This window comes from Virgibacillus phasianinus (assembly GCF_002216775.1).
Taxonomy (GTDB): domain Bacteria; phylum Bacillota; class Bacilli; order Bacillales; family Amphibacillaceae; genus Virgibacillus_F; species Virgibacillus_F phasianinus.
The window spans coordinates 685,143-703,232 of record NZ_CP022315.1 but is presented as its reverse complement, the minus strand read 5'-3'; the positions used below and the strand labels follow the sequence as shown (position 1 = coordinate 703,232).

17 protein-coding genes are annotated in these 18,090 nt (G+C 36.7%); 13 read left to right on the top strand and 4 right to left on the bottom strand.

The genetic code is table 11. The features are described from left to right. Nucleotides 1-35: 35 nt before the first annotated feature. A complete protein-coding gene (locus CFK37_RS03525; RefSeq protein WP_089060591.1) occupies nucleotides 36-851 on the bottom strand; it encodes a C40 family peptidase in 816 nt (271 codons plus the stop codon). Nucleotides 852-1,780: 929 nt separating this feature from the next. Then, nucleotides 1,781-1,978, bottom strand: coding sequence for a hypothetical protein (locus CFK37_RS03520; RefSeq protein ID WP_089060590.1), 198 nt, complete (start codon nucleotides 1,976-1,978; stop codon nucleotides 1,781-1,783). 553 nt (nucleotides 1,979-2,531) lie between these two features. Here CFK37_RS03520 and lgt point away from each other — a divergent pair. The 7 genes from lgt (at nucleotide 2,532) to CFK37_RS03485 (ending at nucleotide 9,132) form a co-directional block, all read left to right on the top strand. Next, nucleotides 2,532-3,359 carry a prolipoprotein diacylglyceryl transferase gene (lgt, locus tag CFK37_RS03515; RefSeq protein WP_089060589.1) on the top strand — a complete coding sequence of 276 codons (828 nt, stop codon included), beginning with the start codon at nucleotides 2,532-2,534 and terminating at the stop codon, nucleotides 3,357-3,359. A gap of 69 nt (nucleotides 3,360-3,428) precedes the next feature. Further along, on the top strand, nucleotides 3,429-4,001 hold the full coding sequence (resA, locus tag CFK37_RS03510; protein WP_089060588.1) for a thiol-disulfide oxidoreductase ResA: 573 nt from the start codon (nucleotides 3,429-3,431) through the stop codon (nucleotides 3,999-4,001). A gap of 68 nt (nucleotides 4,002-4,069) precedes the next feature. Continuing rightward, entirely contained in the window at nucleotides 4,070-5,695 is a 1,626-nt protein-coding gene (locus CFK37_RS03505) for a multicopper oxidase family protein (protein ID WP_089060587.1), read from the top strand. A gap of 72 nt (nucleotides 5,696-5,767) precedes the next feature. Continuing rightward, nucleotides 5,768-6,367, top strand: coding sequence for a class I SAM-dependent methyltransferase (locus tag CFK37_RS03500; protein WP_089060586.1), 600 nt, complete (start codon nucleotides 5,768-5,770; stop codon nucleotides 6,365-6,367). A gap of 91 nt (nucleotides 6,368-6,458) precedes the next feature. Continuing rightward, a complete protein-coding gene (locus CFK37_RS03495) occupies nucleotides 6,459-6,803 on the top strand; it encodes a four-helix bundle copper-binding protein (RefSeq protein ID WP_089060585.1) in 345 nt (114 codons plus the stop codon). A 135-nt stretch (nucleotides 6,804-6,938) separates the two neighbouring features. After that, nucleotides 6,939-7,466 (top strand): hypothetical protein, encoded by a 528-nt coding sequence (locus CFK37_RS03490; protein WP_089060584.1) that lies wholly within the window; start codon nucleotides 6,939-6,941, stop codon nucleotides 7,464-7,466. Between the two features lie 181 nt (nucleotides 7,467-7,647). After that, a complete protein-coding gene (locus CFK37_RS03485; protein ID WP_089060583.1) occupies nucleotides 7,648-9,132 on the top strand; it encodes a UDP-N-acetylmuramoyl-L-alanyl-D-glutamate--2,6-diaminopimelate ligase in 1,485 nt (494 codons plus the stop codon). Nucleotides 9,133-9,180: 48 nt separating this feature from the next. On the opposite strand, the gene CFK37_RS03480 is transcribed toward CFK37_RS03485, so the two are convergent. Both CFK37_RS03480 and CFK37_RS20605 read right to left on the bottom strand, forming a co-directional pair. Further along, nucleotides 9,181-10,092, bottom strand: a complete 912-nt coding sequence (locus tag CFK37_RS03480) for a plastocyanin/azurin family copper-binding protein (protein ID WP_089060582.1) — start codon at nucleotides 10,090-10,092, stop codon at nucleotides 9,181-9,183. 214 nt (nucleotides 10,093-10,306) lie between these two features. After that, on the bottom strand, nucleotides 10,307-10,564 hold the full coding sequence (locus tag CFK37_RS20605; RefSeq protein ID WP_342746738.1) for a GNAT family N-acetyltransferase: 258 nt from the start codon (nucleotides 10,562-10,564) through the stop codon (nucleotides 10,307-10,309). A gap of 1,250 nt (nucleotides 10,565-11,814) precedes the next feature. On the opposite strand from CFK37_RS20605, the gene CFK37_RS03465 reads away from it, so the two are divergent. From CFK37_RS03465 to CFK37_RS03440, 6 genes are all read left to right on the top strand, one after another. Continuing rightward, a complete protein-coding gene (locus CFK37_RS03465; protein ID WP_089060581.1) occupies nucleotides 11,815-12,117 on the top strand; it encodes a metal-sensing transcriptional repressor in 303 nt (100 codons plus the stop codon). A gap of 12 nt (nucleotides 12,118-12,129) precedes the next feature. Next, the gene (locus CFK37_RS03460; protein ID WP_089060580.1) at nucleotides 12,130-14,514 is read left to right on the top strand and encodes a heavy metal translocating P-type ATPase; all 2,385 of its coding nucleotides are present in this window, start codon (nucleotides 12,130-12,132) and stop codon (nucleotides 14,512-14,514) included. A gap of 173 nt (nucleotides 14,515-14,687) precedes the next feature. Continuing rightward, the gene (gene copZ, locus CFK37_RS03455; RefSeq protein ID WP_089060579.1) at nucleotides 14,688-14,894 is read left to right on the top strand and encodes a copper chaperone CopZ; all 207 of its coding nucleotides are present in this window, start codon (nucleotides 14,688-14,690) and stop codon (nucleotides 14,892-14,894) included. Between the two features lie 267 nt (nucleotides 14,895-15,161). Then, nucleotides 15,162-15,575 (top strand): OsmC family protein, encoded by a 414-nt coding sequence (locus CFK37_RS03450; protein ID WP_425445369.1) that lies wholly within the window; start codon nucleotides 15,162-15,164, stop codon nucleotides 15,573-15,575. A gap of 1,405 nt (nucleotides 15,576-16,980) precedes the next feature. Continuing rightward, complete coding sequence (locus CFK37_RS03445; RefSeq protein WP_089060577.1) at nucleotides 16,981-17,178, top strand: cold shock domain-containing protein; 198 nt, start codon at nucleotides 16,981-16,983, stop codon at nucleotides 17,176-17,178. Between the two features lie 223 nt (nucleotides 17,179-17,401). After that, nucleotides 17,402-18,088: a class I SAM-dependent methyltransferase gene (locus tag CFK37_RS03440; protein WP_089060576.1), complete on the top strand. Its 687-nt coding sequence runs from the start codon at nucleotides 17,402-17,404 to the stop codon at nucleotides 18,086-18,088. Nucleotides 18,089-18,090 lie beyond the last annotated feature (2 nt).

Here is an 18,090-nt window from a genome sequence, read left to right as displayed (position 1 = left end):
AACACTTTAGCGTGATGGGGCTGTCTCTTTACAATTTATTGAAACGATTTTGCACCAATATAACGGCTCTGCCAATAGTCGTATTCTAGGGACGTTACTTCTACACCTGTTTCCTCCGTACCTGCATGAATCATTTGGTTGTTTCCGATGTAAATTCCGCTATGAGATACGCCTTCCTTATACGTATCTTCAAAAAACACAACATCGCCAGGGCTTGGACTGTCTACGTGTGTGCCATTATTTTCCCACATACCGGCATGAGTTCTATCCAAGGAAATACCAGCTTGTTTAAATACATAGTTGATGAAACCACTACTGTCAAAACCAGCCGGTGTTGTTCCACCAAATTGATAAGGGCTGCCAACTACGCTTTCGGCAATCGCAACAATATTAGAGGTTGTGCTCGCAGTTGTTCCTTTTGTTTGCTGCTTAGGTGTTTCTTCAATTATTACACTTTCTTCTTCCGTACCTTGGGTTAGAGATAAGGCCTTTTTTGTCTCCGGTCCGACAATTCCATCGATTAAAAGGGAATGATCCTGTTGGAAATCTTGTACTGCTTGGTTAGTAATTGGTCCAAAAATCCCGTCAGTTTCAAGTTGATAACCGTGTTGATTTAATGTTGATTGCACGTCTTTGACAGCTTTCCCTCTGTCGCCTGCTAAAATTGGATTTGAATGAATGGTAATAGTTGGGGTGGATTTTTTATGAGTTGTTGTTTCATTTACCGTTGTATCCATATCTGGTGCTCCTTGAGCAAAAACACTTCCAGTAACTACTGGTGAAAATGTGAGTGATGTGACAAAAACGGTTGTTCCAATATACTTTCCTATAGAATATTTTTTGGGTAACATTATGTATTCTCCTCTATGTGAATTTTGATGAACAAGTTTATTCTAGCAGAATTATAAGAATAAAAGATTAAGAGAGTAATACAATTTAGCAACAAATCATTACAAGATACGACAAATTAATGGGGCCAGGACAAAAACTCTTTTGAAATGAATAAAACGCATGAAATTTGATTTAAAAATCCTGATTTCATGCTTTTTTTATTTTCTTGATTAAAACGAAAGCTAATTATTATATACTCTTGTCCCAGCCAGCCCCATTAATTAGTTTTCCACGGAGAGAAGTAAAGGCGTTGTTTGATTGAATATATGGAAGTGTAAAAAATGATGATCATCGTTAATAGGGTGTCAGATTGCGAAGCCAAAGGTCATCAAGGAAACTATGAATTCCAACAAGTGATATCCAGCACCAGACGAAAAGGAAAAAGGGACGCAATTATTTTAGGGCTAAATAGGGTAAAATGGATCAAAAATAACACGTATATCGAAAAGTGCTATTGACTGAATTCGTTAATTCTCTTAGGGCCTAAGGCGATTAACCTGAGAAAGTAGTGTTAGAAGGTAATATTCAGCTAACATCAATCCTAACAATTCTAAGATGGTTAAAAGGGCTTCTGCAAAACGAATATCACCTATTTTGTTGCAACACTAAAAAGGATAAGGAAAAAGACTTTATGACTCAACAGAGTCCTTTTGACCAGTTGAAGTAGAGACTGGTAAACGGAAAAAACGGTATGGAAGAATATTTACAAACAAAGGAAGAAATTGCTTAGCCTTATTTATTTCGCCCAGCTATTAGAAGGCTGGGACTATTTTAATTGCAATTGGTTCATATAAGTATAATCTTGAGGTGGCTGTTTAGTACATTGGTTACTCACAGCCTTCCAAATTTATCTGCTCCTAAACGATGGAAGAAATACGGTAGTTGTTAGCTACCGCATCTTCATCTTCATCACTTCTTCCATTTTTATTAGTCTTTTATCAATCATATCGACTTTTTGTTTGATTTGTTGGGTCAAGTCCATATGTGCCATCATTATTTGTCTCATTTCTTCTGTTTCCATCATTGACATATTTGTTTCTGTTCTTCCGGTGTAATTTGAGCAATAATACGGATATTGGTAATACAATTTTCTTCACTCCTATAACAATTTTTATCAAGATATTTATATGAACGAACTTGAAATATGTGTTTAATTTTAAGCAAGGATTGTGCCGTAAAATTATAAGCATAAAGTTGCTGAATTTCTTCAGACGTGTTTTGAAAAGACATGCTTGTATACTTTTGGCTTATAACCAACCGAAAAACGTAATAGTTTAACGTAATCCTACCATTACAAGATAAAGTTAGCTTGTTTTTTTATGATTAAAACAAAAAAATTGAAAAGCCTTATAGTCTATCCGTATTTCTTCAACGCTAATGTAAAAGAATGAAAGGCTGTTCCAAGGTTAATTTTGAGTGACGGCTTTAAATAGAATTTTTTATAATCGTCCGATCAGTCCGAATAGAACTGGAATTCCTATCTAGATGTGGTAAGGTACTTAAAATAAAATTTGAATTCCTCACAGAAAATCTATATTTAACACTTATAATTAATATTGTGGCTGTAGCAAACAATTAAATATGGATAGCATTGCATTAAGTGTAATGCCTTATTATATCAAGAAAAGAGGGATAACAAGATGATACCCGTTATTAGTCTTGGTCCTATTACGATTTACTTTTTTGGATTCATGATAGCTGTTGGTGCATTAATTGGCCTTCTGCTATTGATACGAGAAGCAAAAAAGAGAGGGATGGATCATAAATTATTAATAGATGTAGCTATCTATTCATTGTTGGGCGGGGTAATAGGGGCTCGTATTGTTTACGTAGTTGTGTACGATCCCGCCTATTATATTGCCAATCCAATGGAAATACTTTTTATCCAAAACGGTGGATTATCGATTCATGGTGGAGTTTTGGGCGGATTAGTCATCGGTTATTTCCTACTGAGGCGGCATAAATTACCAATTTGGCATACCTTAGATATTGTTGCACCGGCACTAATTCTGGCGCAAGGAATAAGTAGAATTGGCTGTGATGTATTTGGTGAACCAATGTCTAGTGCCTTACCTTGGGGGATTGAAAGATACGGGGAAATTTTGCATCCTGCTCAGGCATATGAATTTTTATTAGATTTTCTGTTGTTCGGTTATTTGTGGTTAAAATTAAAAAAAACTTCCTACACCGGTCAAATCTTTATTCATTATCTAATTGGGTATATGATAATTCGTGGCATTGTAGAATTTGCTAGAATAAATCCTATGGTTGTTGGACCGTTTAGTGTAAGCCATGTTATGAGCCTAATAGGCATCATTATTGCGATTTCCCTAATGAGGTATCGTAAGGCAAATGGATTGACCGATAAAATTACTCCAATTCCCAAGAAAGATATTATTAAAACTGTCATGTTTGTGCTATCTATGATGGTCATTTCTTTACTGCTTTTTTACGGGGTTCAAGGTTAATCAGTTGAGTTTAATAGATTATAGATTAAGTGGCACTGTGTTGTACCAGTCTAGCAAGGAGGTGACAGCGTGAACTTAGAGCAGGTGAAAGCAAACAAACATCGTAAGAAACGAAACCGATTGATATTTCGCATAACAGTATTAGTAATCCTGCTTGCTGCAGTTGGATACGCATTGGTATCAAATCTCACGAAAGATACCACTAAAATAGATGTAGGATCTCAGGCACCAGATTTTGTGTTGGAACAAGTCAATAAAAACAATGAATTGGAAAGTGTTAGGCTAAGTGATTTAGAAGGTAAAGGTGTTATGTTGAACTTCTGGGCAACGTATTGTAAACCCTGTGAAGCAGAGATGCCATATATGCAGAAATTGTATCCAGAGTATAAAGAAAAAGGGATTGAAATTGTTGCAGTAAGTTTAGATGCAACAGAATTGGTAATTGATCGATTTATTGACAAATATGACTTAACCTTTCCTATTCCACATGATAAAAGTGGACAGGTTATGGATTTATATGGCGTTGGGCCAATTCCCAGTACATTTTTTATTAGTCCTAAGGGAAAGGTAGTGAAAATAGTCGCTGGTGCGCTGACATTAGATAGTTTAGAAGGCTATTTGAAACAAATACAGCCAGAATGAAAATGATCGATTCGATTTTACTTAGGAATTTAATTATGTTACTATAATACCCTTGGGAGGTATATTGAATGAACAAAATACAAATATTAATACCATTACTATTAGTCGTTGTTTTAGCGGCATGCACAGGGGAAACCACTACTACGAATGAAAATAACCAATCCTCATCATCTGATGAGACCGTTTCAGTCAAGAAAGTGGATACAGAGGGAAGAGAAGTGAACGAGATCAACATTACTGCTCAGGAAACGGATTGGATGTTGAATGACAAAAAAATGGTTAATGCCTGGACATATGGTGGTACAATTCCGGGCAAGGAAGTACGCGTTACCCAGGGGGAAGTAGTAAAGGTGAATTTACAAAACAAACTTCCAAAACCCGTCACTATCCATTGGCATGGTTATCCTGTGCCTAACACGGAGGATGGGGTTGCTGGCGTAACACAGGATGCGGTTCCACCAGGTGAATCGTATACGTATAACTTTGTTGCAACTGTTCCTGGGACGTATTGGTATCATAGTCACCAAAACAGTGTGGAACAAGTAGATAAAGGGCTTTATGGAGTACTCATTGTTGAGCCGAAAGAAGGTGTGAATGCCGATCGGGATTATACATTAGTTCTTGATGAATGGCAGTCAAATCCTGATGAAGGAATGGACATGGGTGGAGATAAAGCAAACGAAGAGAACATGAATGGAATGGATCAACAAAATTCCGGCAAAGGTATGGATGGTATGAATCATGGGGATTCTTCAAGTGATAAGGAAAAGAATCACGTTATGAGTGGAATGAGCGGTAAAGAAATGATGGGTCACGACATGTCATCGTATGATATCTTTACGATTAACGGAAAAACCTATGAGGCAAATGAACCATTGGAAGTGAAAAAGGGAGAAAAAGTTAAATTAAGGTTCATAAACGCTGGATACATCGTTCATAAGATTCATATTCCAGTTGATTATAAAATCACGCATGTTGATGGTCAACCAGTAAATAATCCTTCAGTCGAAAAAGGCTCAGTGCTGGAAATTGCACCAGGTGAAAGATATGATATAGCCTTTACTGCAAATTCTGGACAGAATTTCACGATTGATGATCATACAGATATGGCTGGTGCCAAATATATGAAAATCGATGTAGCTTACCAAAATAGTAAGGGCAATGAGTCGGAACACCCGAAGGCAAATAGCAAAGCCAACTTGATGGATCTTGGAGAAAAAGAGGAAGGGCAATTTTCTTTAGATGATAATTTTGATGTAGAATACCAAATGGATTTAGGTTCCGAAATGGATATGGAAAAAAGCATGGGAATGGCTTATACAATTAATGGAAATGCTTATCCAAATGTTCCCCCTTTAAAGGTGGAAAAAGGTGATCTTGTCAAAGTCAAGATGACAAATAAAATGAGTGGTGATGATGCTGAAGCGGTCCATCCGATGCATCTGCATGGACACTTTTTCCAAGTATTGAGTAAAAACGGAAAGACAGTAAAAGGCTCTCCAATTGTAAAAGATACACTTAACGTGAAACCTGGGGAAACGTATGTTATTGCATTTAAAGCAGATAATCCAGGAAATTGGCTCTTTCATTGTCATGATTTACATCACGCTACGGCTGGCATGCTTCAACTTGTAAAGTATAATAACTTTGAAGACTTTGAGCCTAGCGGTGATGTCAAGAATATAACAGAGTAAATGTAGGTCCGTAGTCATCAAAATTGTTGGTGGATACGGACGTTTTACTAGGTGTAGAAAGGTGATTCGGTCATGGGAAAATGGTTTCCAAGGATTTACGATACAGCAATGAAGCCGCTGGAACGGAATAGGTTTAAAAAAGTCAGAAAGGGGCTTATTAATAAAGCAGGTGGAAGAGTATTGGAAATTGGCTCCGGTTCAGGAGTAAATTTTCCTTATTATACGAATAAGAACATTGACCAAGTAGACGCAGTTGAGCCCAATCCCCTTATGGCAGAGCGCGCACGCAACTCTATAAAACTGTCTACGATTCCAATTCAATCATACGCAGCGAAAGCTGAAAAGCTCCCTTTTGAGGAAAATACCTTTGATTCCGTAGTGGCAACGCTAGTTTTTTGTACAATCCCTGACCCAATGAGAGCATTTGATGAAATACAAAGAGTTAGCAAAGCTGGGGCAACCATTTTACTTTTTGAGCATGTCAGAATGGAACAGGAAACGTTAGCAAAAATGCAAGATGCTTTAACACCATTATGGAAGAAAGTTTGTGATGGCTGTCATTTAAATCGTGATACATTGGAATTGCTGAACCAAACTCAAATGGACATTAAACACGTAGATTACTATTATAAAGGTCTTTTTGTAACTATCGAGGCGATAAATGACAAATAACCCCAGAATTCAATTGCCATTAGTATAATCATGATTAGAGTGGGTAAATTATTTGGGTATAGGAAAACCTAAATAAGGAGGAATCTTAAGAATGGGAGTATTATCAACATCACCTGCAAATATGGATTCATGTATTGAAGCGTGTATAAAATGTCTAAGAGCATGTGAAGAATGTCTGACTGCCTGTTTACAAGAACCAGATGTGCAAGCAAGAATTAAGTGTATTCAAACACTTAATGATTGTGCAGATATTTGCAATCAAGCAACCAAATTTATGGCACGTAATAGTACTCTTTCAACTCAGCTGTGTGGTCTATGTGCGACTATTTGTGAGCAATGCGCATCCGAATGTGGCCAAATGAAAGATGCTCATTGTCAGGAATGTGCAGAAATATGTCAACAATGTGCTGATGAATGCCGTAAAATGGCTGGTTAAAATGCATCAAAATAGTTAGTTGTGAGGAGGTAGCTGTGAATTTTAACAGCTACCTCTTTTTGATCATTCACCTTTTTAGGTTGCTTTCATACTGTATAGGGTAAATACCTACGTTAACTTACGAGGAGGTTCTCTATGAAAACATTACCTGCTACAGACTTAGGAATAATGGCAGAACATTTATCGGCTCATGAAGGCGTAATAAATAAGCTGGAAGTATACCAGGCCAATGTATCGAATACCGTTTTAAAAGAAATTCTAGTTTTGCAAACGACTATGATGCGTGCGCATGTCAGAATAATGCTTGCTTTTATAAACCCTTATAATAGCGGCTACATTGAAGTGCCAGAATTAAACGATTTATTAAATGCCAATAGTCATAAAGGTATGGAGGATAAAGAGACTAATGATAATACGAAATGGATCGCTTTAGAAGCGCATACCACAGCTAAATGTTTGTCGAATGAAAACTATGTCTCTGCTTTAATGATGAAAGATAAAAATGTGAGAAACGCGCATGTTGAAATGGCACTGCAACAACTGACGGTACAAGAAAAATATACTGCATTTATCAAGAATATGGGTTGGGCGTTTGTCCCGCATGTTTCTGTTGAAGATCAAGTTAATACGTATCAACATTTTCAATATATGTTAACTCAATAACTCCCCCTAAAATAATACTGATAAAATGGCATTCAGTGTTATTTTAATTGTTAGCAGAAACACTAAAACAATATTAAAAATATATTACAGGTTGATTAACCACAAACTTTCTACACAAATAACAGACAAAATGGACAAGATCACCAAAAATCTACGTTGAATTTAAGGGGTAATATTACAAATGGAGTTACAATATCTGTTAAATGGTCTTACCATTGAAAATAAACTAAAAAACCAAATAGCGACTACTCCTGTGGAAGGAATTGCAGATAGTTCATTGGAAGTTAAAAGGAACCATGTGTTTATAGCTATAGAAGGTTTTCAAATAGATGGGCATTCATATATTAATGATGCAATTAAAAAAGGAGCCTGTATTATAATAGGTGAAAGGAATTTAACTGATTTGGCTGTGCCTTATATAAAGGTGTCCAATAGTAGAAAAGCATTAGGGATTATTGCCAATAACTTTTATGGTAATCCATCTAAACAAAAATTGACTATTGGAATAACGGGCACGAATGGAAAAACAACAACAAGCTATCTTTTAAAGCATATTTTGGAAAAGAACGGTCAATCTTGTTCTCTATTTGGTTCCATACACAACATCATTAATGGTGAGGTTTCAGAATGTGTTAATACAACGCCAAGCTCGCTTGTTTTACAAAAACTTCTATCAACTAGTAATGATGACATTGTTATTATGGAAGTATCATCACATGGATTAAAGCAATTTCGTTTGGAAGGAATTGAGTTTGATTATTGTCTATTTACGAACCTTGATCAGGATCATTTAGATTACCATACTTCCATGGAAAAGTATTTTCAGGCAAAATTATTGCTATTTGATAAGCTAAAAGAAAACGGAAAAGCTATCGTTAATGTGGACGACCTCTGGGGAAGAAAGTTAAATTCCACGCTTCAAAACAGAGGAATTAAACCTTTTACCATGGGACAATTCAAAGATTGTAATTTAGAGATAATTGATTTCAATTACAAAAATTCCACCATTAAATTTGAGAAAAATAATCAATCATGTTATCTCTATTCACCTATGTTTGGAATCCATAACATGTACAATACACTAATGGCATACAGTGTTGCTTCATTATTGAATTTGAAAAAGGATCTAATTTGTTCATCAACCTATGATTTTTCCGGGGTTGAAGGTAGATTTGAAATACTAAAGCTAGATAACGGTGCAACTATTGTAATCGATTATGCGCATACAGCAGACGCTTATTCACAATGCTTAAGTACAGCAAAGTATTGTGGTGCTAAAAGGCTCATTCATGTTTTTGGCTTTAGAGGGAATAGAGACTCAGGTAAAAGGCAGGCCATGTTGTCAGTAACAGCGGAAATGAGTGACCAATATATTTTGACATTAGACAATCTAAATACTGTTCCTAAAAATGAAATGCTTCGTACCATGGAAAATATAAATAATACTTTTGGAAACAAAAAAGGAACCATAATTGGAGATCGTACAATAGCAATCAAAAGGGCAATGGAACAAAGTGTCCAAGGGGATTGGATTATTATCACCGGAAAAGGCCATGAAGAGTATCAACAAAATTATTGTTACCCAACCAAAACCGATAAAGAAACAGTTATTTTTCTTAACAATCAACAGAAATATAACCAAACTAGTTCGCAATGTCTGACATGATGCTAAACTAATAAGCAGTTCGAATATTACATCGAACTGCTTATTAGTTTATGAAGTTATCTTTATCGTTCCTGTCATTCCTGATTCGGCATGTCCAGGAATTGTACAAGTATACTTATATACACCCGGTTCTAGTGGGGTGAACGACACTTCTTGTTTTTCTCCAGGTATACTATGAACATGAATTTGATTTTCCTCTTGTTGATGATGGTGTCTACTTAAGGATTCTACTGTTCCAGTCTCCATTCCTACTATTTCTAAATCATGTTCAATTTCTCCATTATTAACTAAAACCATTGTTACACTTTCCCCGACAGGTATTTCCATTTTACTTGGTGTAAAAGAGAATTCATCTGCCTGAACTACTAGATTATTATTGTTCATAACCATATTCATATTAGATGGTGAATGGTTCATTTGATTTGGTGATTTAGATGAAGTAAGAAGTGGATCTAATTGATTATAACCAATAATGAATACTACAAATAAACCGAGAATTATAGCTGGATGACCTAAGATTGATTTTCTTTTTTTCATGAATTCTTCTTTCATCATTACAAAAAGAACCAATATTAATGCAATGAATAACACAAACATAATCCTTATTAACGAATCCTGATATTCGGGTACAATCATTTCTCCAAGCATCGCCCCCATCATACCCCCCATCATGCCCGACAATGCACCATCTAAAACTGCCATTAAACTAACTGGTAAGCCTGACACAAAACCTACAATAACTCCAATCAATATCCCCAATACGGTTGAGTAAAATAAATTACCTGTAAAAAGTATACCTAAAATCACTCCTGCAGTTAATCCAACCATCATGCCAAGTGACATCGCAATCATCATTCCTGTCATACACGTGACCTTCCTGCGATGATAAATGGTGCTACCTATTGCTAATGAAGTCAATATGAGCATACCAAAAAATGTAACATATAAAGCTACTGTCATATTTATATCCTCCTGTTACAACTTGTCTAGTTGGTACATTATATGGTCATTTTTAATTTAAATTCATAAGAAAAGATATTTCTTATGAATTTCCCAATCGAAATAATCCTATGGGGGGCTGGAGAAGGATAGGTTTATCTATGTTTGAAACCAAAAATACACGGTTGGATATATGAACTTGATTCTATTACAATCTTTTTTACCTTATATAAATTTATTTAATATGGACCCTAAAAGCTTTAACAATAATCCCATCATTTGCTGGTTCAAAGTCGTATTGAGGCAATCGTTCAAATCCAAGACCTTCATATAATTTTATTGCATTTTCCATAAAATTGGCAGTGTGTAATCCAATTGTCTGTAAACCTCTGTTCTTTGTACGCAATATACACTCAGAAATCAATGCTTTTGCAACACCTTTTCCACGAGATTTTGGCGATACAGCCAACTTTCGAATTTCTGGGTAATCCAACTCATCATCCAGCAACCCGGTATATAATTCTGTTTTTGGGGAAACAAAACGACAGTCCCTACTATCTCCCCGTCGATCTCTGTTACAATTTGGTCAACATTTGTTTGTAAATCTTCCTCCGTTAAGATTTGTTGTTTAAGAACATTCCAATGATCCTTAGGGATTTTTTGTTCATGTTCGCTATATGCATCTAATCTTATGTTTTTTATATATTCTAATTCACTTTCTAATACATCACGTATAATCATCCTGTTATCAGCTCCTAATTCCTATTAACCCGTGAAATAAAATAAGATAATAATCTTACTCAACACTAAAGACACAAATCCAGATTCTATATTCGTCTATATGGTATCGATAATTCCCGACTCCTGTTGCTTTTGTTAATAACCAACTATGTTATCTAATTGGATTTATTCATTTTAAAATTATATTTTTATAAAGTAAAACAATAACTATTATTAAATAAAGTGAATTTCATAATTCATAGTCTTTGTGCTTCCCAAGGGGTTTAAAACATGATATAAGATCCTTTTCTTTTGATGGTCGTTTTGCTACGTACTCCTTATGAGGAATATGATAACCTCGCAAGAACTTTTTTAAGACTTGGCAATCAAGTAGGTCTAGTGTAGACCTCAAGGTTATAGTTTTTCATGGATGAATATGGTTTGGCAAAGATGGAAACTATTGGACCATTGTGCTGACTGGCTTCGTTAATCGCATCTTTAGGTAATGCACTTACTTATTTACCAGCTACGATGGCATCCATGTTAGAAGTCGGATCAGAAAGCAGGTATTGCTCCTGGTTTATATAATACATTTAACCGGAATTGGATCAGTAGTTAGTCTTGCTATAATGGTTGCTATTGCTGCATCGATAACGTACACAAGTGGCATAGGGAGCTCATTTGTCGCATTGACGTGGGATACCAATAAGCGTTTTCTGGCGCGGTATAAGCATTTGTAGGTGTATTGGCACTTTTGTTTACCTGCTTACTGAAACAGGATGAAGCGAATAGTCCCCAGTGGTGGTATATGCGATTGTGGTTGAATTTTAAGAACATAAGGTGAAAGAAGGATCAAGTTCTGGCTATATATGCCGGGGCTTGATCCCGGTATAGGTTTTTGTTGAAGGGATAAATTAAGACTGTAATAATATAAATTTTTATGATAATTTTTTTAAGTTTTTTGTTGACAAATATACCATATGGGGGTATAGTATAGATATAACAAAAAAGGAAGTGATTCATTTGGATAAATTCTTACATGATCACCCAAGTAAACCAAGAACAAAAGATGAAAAGCAGAAGGTTATTAACCGTTTAAAACGTATAGAGGGTCAAGTTCGCGGTATTCAGAAAATGGTGGAGGAAGATCGCTATTGTGTCGATATTTTGGTACAAATCAGCGCCATTCAATCCGCATTAAAAAATGTAGGTTTCTCTGTCACGGAACGCCATATCAACCATTGTGTCAGTGATGCAATCAAACAAGGGGAAGGTCAAGAAACCATTGAGGAATTAATGGATGTATTGAAGCAGTTTTCCAAGTAAGGGGGCTCTATTATGAGTGAAACAAATCATGCAACACTTGGTGTAACAGGAATGACCTGTGCTGCCTGTTCCAGTCGTATTGAAAAAACATTAAACAAAATGGATGGTGTGGAGGCACAAGTTAATTTAACGACAGAAAAGGCAACGGTAGACTATGATGCAGAAAAAACGTCCATAGAAGATATTACCAAGAAAATTGAAAATGTCGGATACGGAGTTTTAATGGAAAAAACAGAATTAGATGTTTTTGGAATGACCTGTGCTGCCTGTTCGGCCCGGATTGAAAAGGTGTTGAATAAACAAGCAGGGGTTAAATTTGCAACGGTAAACTTAACAACAGAAACCGCATCGATAGAATATAATCCCGGATTAGTAGATCTTAAAGGATTGATTGGAAAAATCAAGAATGCAGGGTATGATGCGAAACCTAAAGCGGAAGCAGCAGAAAAAGAAACACATAAAGAAAAAGAACTACAACAAAAGAAGACGAAGTTAATCATCTCAGCTGTGTTAGCTGCACCGCTATTGCTAACCATGCTGGTCCATTTATTTAATATGAATCTACCGGATATATTCATGAATCCGTGGTTCCAATTTGCTTTAGCAACGCCTGTGCAATTTATCATTGGCTGGCAATTTTATGTTGGTGCCTATAAGAACCTGCGGAATGGTGGAGCGAACATGGATGTGCTTGTCGCTTTAGGTACGAGTGCTGCTTATTTCTATAGTTTATATGAAGCACTTAAGACTATCGGCAATCCTGAATATATGCCACATCTATATTTTGAAACAAGTGCTATATTAATCACGTTGATTTTATTTGGTAAGTATTTGGAAGCAAGAGCGAAAACCCAGACAACAAATGCACTATCCTCTTTGCTTAATTTACAGGCAAAAGAAGCTCGCATTATCAGAAATGGCGAGGAAACCATGATTCCGGTTGATGAGGTTGTTGTTGGTGACCGATTAATTGTAAAACCAGGCGAGAAAATTCCGGTTGACGGTAAGGTTTTAAAGGGAAAAACATCTGTCGATGAGGCGATGATTACGGGTGAATCCATTCCAATTGAAAAGGACATAGACGCTGGCTTAATCGGCTCGACGATCAACAAAAATGGCTCAATTGAAATGGAAGCGACAAAAGTAGGGAAAGATACTGCCCTTGCATCGATTGTGAAAGTTGTGGAAGAAGCACAAGGAACGAAAGCACCAATTCAACGATTAGCCGATGTCATCTCTGGTTATTTCGTACCAATCGTTGTAGGGCTTGCCATTCTCACATTTATTGTCTGGATAGCCTTAGTTGAGCCAGGTCAATTTGAGCCTGCCCTAGTGGCAGCAATTGCTGTACTTGTTATTGCCTGTCCATGTGCGTTAGGGCTTGCAACACCAACTTCTATTATGGTTGGAACAGGAAGGGCTGCAGAGAACGGAATTCTTTTCAAGGGTGGAGAACACCTGGAAAGAACGCATCAATTGGATGCCATTGTTCTTGATAAAACAGGAACCATCACAAAAGGAAAACCGGAAGTAACGGACTTTTCTGGTGATGAAGAAGCATTACAATTGTTAGCTAGTGGAGAAAAAGGATCGGAACATCCACTTGCAGGAGCTATTGTGGCCTACGCAACAGAGAAAGCTATTGATTTTGTGGAAGTGGATGAATTTGATGCTATACCCGGCCATGGTATTGAAGTGAAGATTTCCGGAAAACACGTGCTTGTTGGAAATCGAAAATTAATGGATGATCATCACATTGATATTGGTGCAAATGAAGAGAAATTAGTTGAATTTGAAACCAATGGCAAAACAGCGATGTTGATTGCTATTGATGGGGAATATCGTGGAATCGTCGCGGTTGCAGATACCATTAAAGAAACAGCACCACAAGCAATTAAAGAGCTACAAGAACAGGGCTTAGAAGTGATCATGCTAACAGGTGATAACGAAAGAACAGCGCAAGCTATTGCAAAACAAGTAGGAATCGACCATGTGATTGCTCAAGTCTTACCTGAAGAAAAGGCGGATAAGGTAAAAGAAATTCAAGCACTAGATAAAAAGGTAGCGATGGTTGGTGACGGTGTGAACGATGCACCAGCATTGGTTACTGCAGATATTGGAATTGCCATTGGAACTGGTACAGAAGTGGCAATAGAAGCTGCTGACCTAACCATTCTTGGTGGAGAGCTATTGCTCATACCAAAAGCGATCAAAATCAGCCATGCGACGATTAAAAATATCCGTCAAAACCTCTTCTGGGCATTCGGCTACAATACAGCAGGAATTCCAGTTGCAGCAGTCGGATTACTTGCTCCATGGGTTGCTGGTGCAGCAATGGCATTAAGTTCGGTAAGCGTTGTTTCTAACTCCCTTCGCTTAAAGAGAGCCAAATTATAATTTTTTCTCCCACATAACGGGCAGTAATACCCCCACTTCAAGATTTTGGGGAAAGATAAGTGGGAATAAACTGCCCGTAAATGTCCGATTCTGCACAACTAACATTCGGTGAGGGATGGAAAACCCCCACCGATTGAAATTTCGACTTATACAACTTTAAAGGAGGTGGAAAAATGCATACAAAAACCTTAAATGTTAAAGGAATGACATGTGGCCACTGCAAAATGTCAGTAGAAGGCGCACTTAATGGGTTGGACGGAGTATCTACTGCAGAAGTTGATTTGAACTCTGGTAAAGTAAAAGTTGAATATGATGAAACAAAAATTACATTGGAAAGTATGAAAGAAGCTGTTGAAGATCAAGGCTATGATGTAGCATAAAAATACATGATGCTGGTTTCCTAGGTTGGGGACCAGTTTTTACATGTAAAAGATTTTGGATAATGCTGTAGAAACTTCTAATCCGGTAAATGGATTTTTTTTAAAAAGATTAATCGATTCCGTTTTTTAAAGAATCCACTAATCCTTAGTTTGATAAATAATCCTGTTATAAACAGGCATATATATTAGATGGGATAAAGTATATCTAATAACGAAACATAGGTAACAAATTAAAAAAGGAGTCTGATACAAGTGGAATTTTCGGTAATGTGGGATGGTAAAATGGCTTTCTCTAGTACTGCACCGTCCGGGCATGACATTAAAATGGATGCAGCTGGACCGGTTGGAGGAGAGAATGGTGGACCGCGACCAACAGAATTACTATTGAATGCTGTTGCGGGATGTACGGGAATTGATACTATTTCGATTTTGCAAAAAGTGCGTTTGCAACCTTCAAAATTTAAAATGAACGTTAAAGGCCGTAATGCTGATGATCATCCAAAACGTTTTGTTGCAATTCACATTCATTATGCATTAGAAGGGGAGTTACCAGAAGGTAAGGTCATCCGGGCAATACAGCTGTCTAAAAATAAATATTGCTCTGTTGCTCATTCATTGAGTGCAGAAATAACCGTTAGCTATTCGATTAACGGTACTAAGGGAAAAGAAGAAGTCATTTAATACCAATGGGCGAAAATGATGAAAAGAGCTGTTCATGTTTGAACAACTCTTTTTTTATACAATATGGTAATTCATAAATGTCTGCCTTTGTGTGGAAAGTAAGATAACTTTATGAACAATTACTTTTTTCTTACTGTTAGAATCAATAAAGATCTATAGAACGAAATTGAAGTAGCAATAGTGATCCGGTTTCAATTCAACATCGGCTTCAAAACAATTAGCTTCCTTCTTAATTGGATGAACATGGAGGAATCTATCCAGATCATTATTGACGATGATCAGGTGCATTTGCTTTTCATGGGTATCCTCAAGATCAACAGTCTTCCCCTTATCTTCCTGACCCTAATAGTAATGTGTCCATTATGATAATCAGCTTGTACTTTCACTTCAGAAGTCCGATGGTGATGTCCATGTTCCATTTTCATTGCCCCTTTTTATTCTCTTAATTTTGATTCACAATCTCTTACCGATCATACTGATTTTAGGAAGCACAGTAGTCCGGGAGGAAACATTTATATAATAAAAGGGGTTTGAAGGAAATAGTCAAAAAACCTGATTCTAAATTTTGTACATGGAAACAACTCATTGAGACACAAGTGAACTGGGCAATCATATATTAGTGGCTACTACAGCTATGTAGGGGGTGGATAACTATTCTTTTTGAAAGGAACGGGGCATCAACACTCATATGGCTTTAAGTGCGGGAATACCTAGTCCCACTTTTATTCTTGGCAAAAAACTATGAGGGCCTATTTTGATCAATCTTTTTTAAAAGTAGACTCTGATTTTTTGTCCCGAGAGATTAACAAGTACGGCCTCTTTTTTATAGGTAGTATTAAAAGTGTGCGATAAAAACGGTTTGGAAAAACTTTTGAGGGTAATTAGAATTTGAATGAAAAATAAAACCTCTACCCAGCCTCTGAGTAGAGGTTTTATTTTTGTCCACGTTAAGTCAACATTGTCCACGTAAATTCAACGGATAGTACATTTTTGTAAAAAGGTTATTTATGTCGATACTTAAGAACAAAGCATGGATACGGCATTTTTAAATTATATAGATGCGTTAATATATCCCATTTATGACGCAATTTGTATTTGCAAGATACAAATGCATAGTGTCCATTCTAATTATATTCTTGCAAGAAACTATTTTATCAATGTTAGAGTGATTTTTCAACTGTTTCAACGGCCTGAAATCAGGCGTTTCAGCTGATTGATGAGAATTTGTAATATTATAACGAAAAAGATTATATTAACTTGCATTATTTTTTATAAAAGGGTAAAATTAATGGTGCAAAAGGAAATTGGAGTTTGAATAATACTTTACGATCTCTTTGTCGAAGTGGTGTAAAAGTATTTATGATTCAATTACTTTGCACGATATTTGTATAAGGAGGTCATTTTAATGACTGGTAAAGTAAAATGGTTTAATGCAGAAAAAGGCTTTGGTTTTATCGAGCGCGAAGACGGAGACGATGTATTCGTACATTTCTCAGCTATCCAAGCGGAAGGTTTCAAAACACTTGAAGAAGGTCAAGACGTTGAATTCGAAATTGTTGAAGGAAACCGCGGACCTCAAGCAGCTAACGTTGAGCGTCTATAATAAATAGATAATAATATAGGGTTTATCTCGCATATGGTGAGATAAACCCTTTTTGTTTGGATGAACTTGGTATAAATAGGGTACTTTAAATCTTTGCAAAAAACTTTGTGAAAACAGCCATAAAGAGATTTGCGTTATAGTAATGCTTTAATAGAAAATGACACAATTTCAATAGCAAATACCATGGGTTATAATGGAATTAAGGTGAGGGAGGTTTTTAGTCATGTCTTCGTTTAATTGGAATAAAGAAGCGGAATTGCAATGGGACAGCCGGGCACAGTTTTGGAATGAGCGCAGTGTCAACATGTGGGATAATGGCAGCAGAAAAGATATTATTCCATTTATCAAAAAGCACTTTGCAAAGGGAAGTAAAGTGTATGATATTGGTTGTGGAGATGGATATGGCTCGTATAGGCTGCATAAAGCTGGGTTTGATGTAGTCGGAATGGACCTTTCAGGTGAAATGATTGCCCGTGCTAAGGAACGGATGCCAAATGGGGAAATTTCCTTCCTTCAGGGTGATGTGACAGATCTGCCATTTGCTGCGAATAGCTGTGATGGGATTATGTCAATCAATGTGCTGGAATGGACTGAAGTTCCGGCGAATGCACTTAAACAGTTGAGTCGTGTTTTGAAAAAAGATGGCCTGCTTTGTGTTGGGATACTGGGGCCAACTGCAGGGCCCCGTACACACAGTTATCCACGCGTGTATGGTGAAAAGGCGATTGCAAATACGATGATGCCGTGGGAGTTTCAGAAGCTGGCGCAGGAAAAGAATTTTACATATGTAGATGGTTTTGGTGTGTACCGGGACGGGGTGAAGGCTAAGAATCATGAAGGGTTGCCAATTGAGTTGAAGCAGGCTTTAACATTTTTGTGGGTATTTATGTTCCGAAAAGAAGGTGAATGATA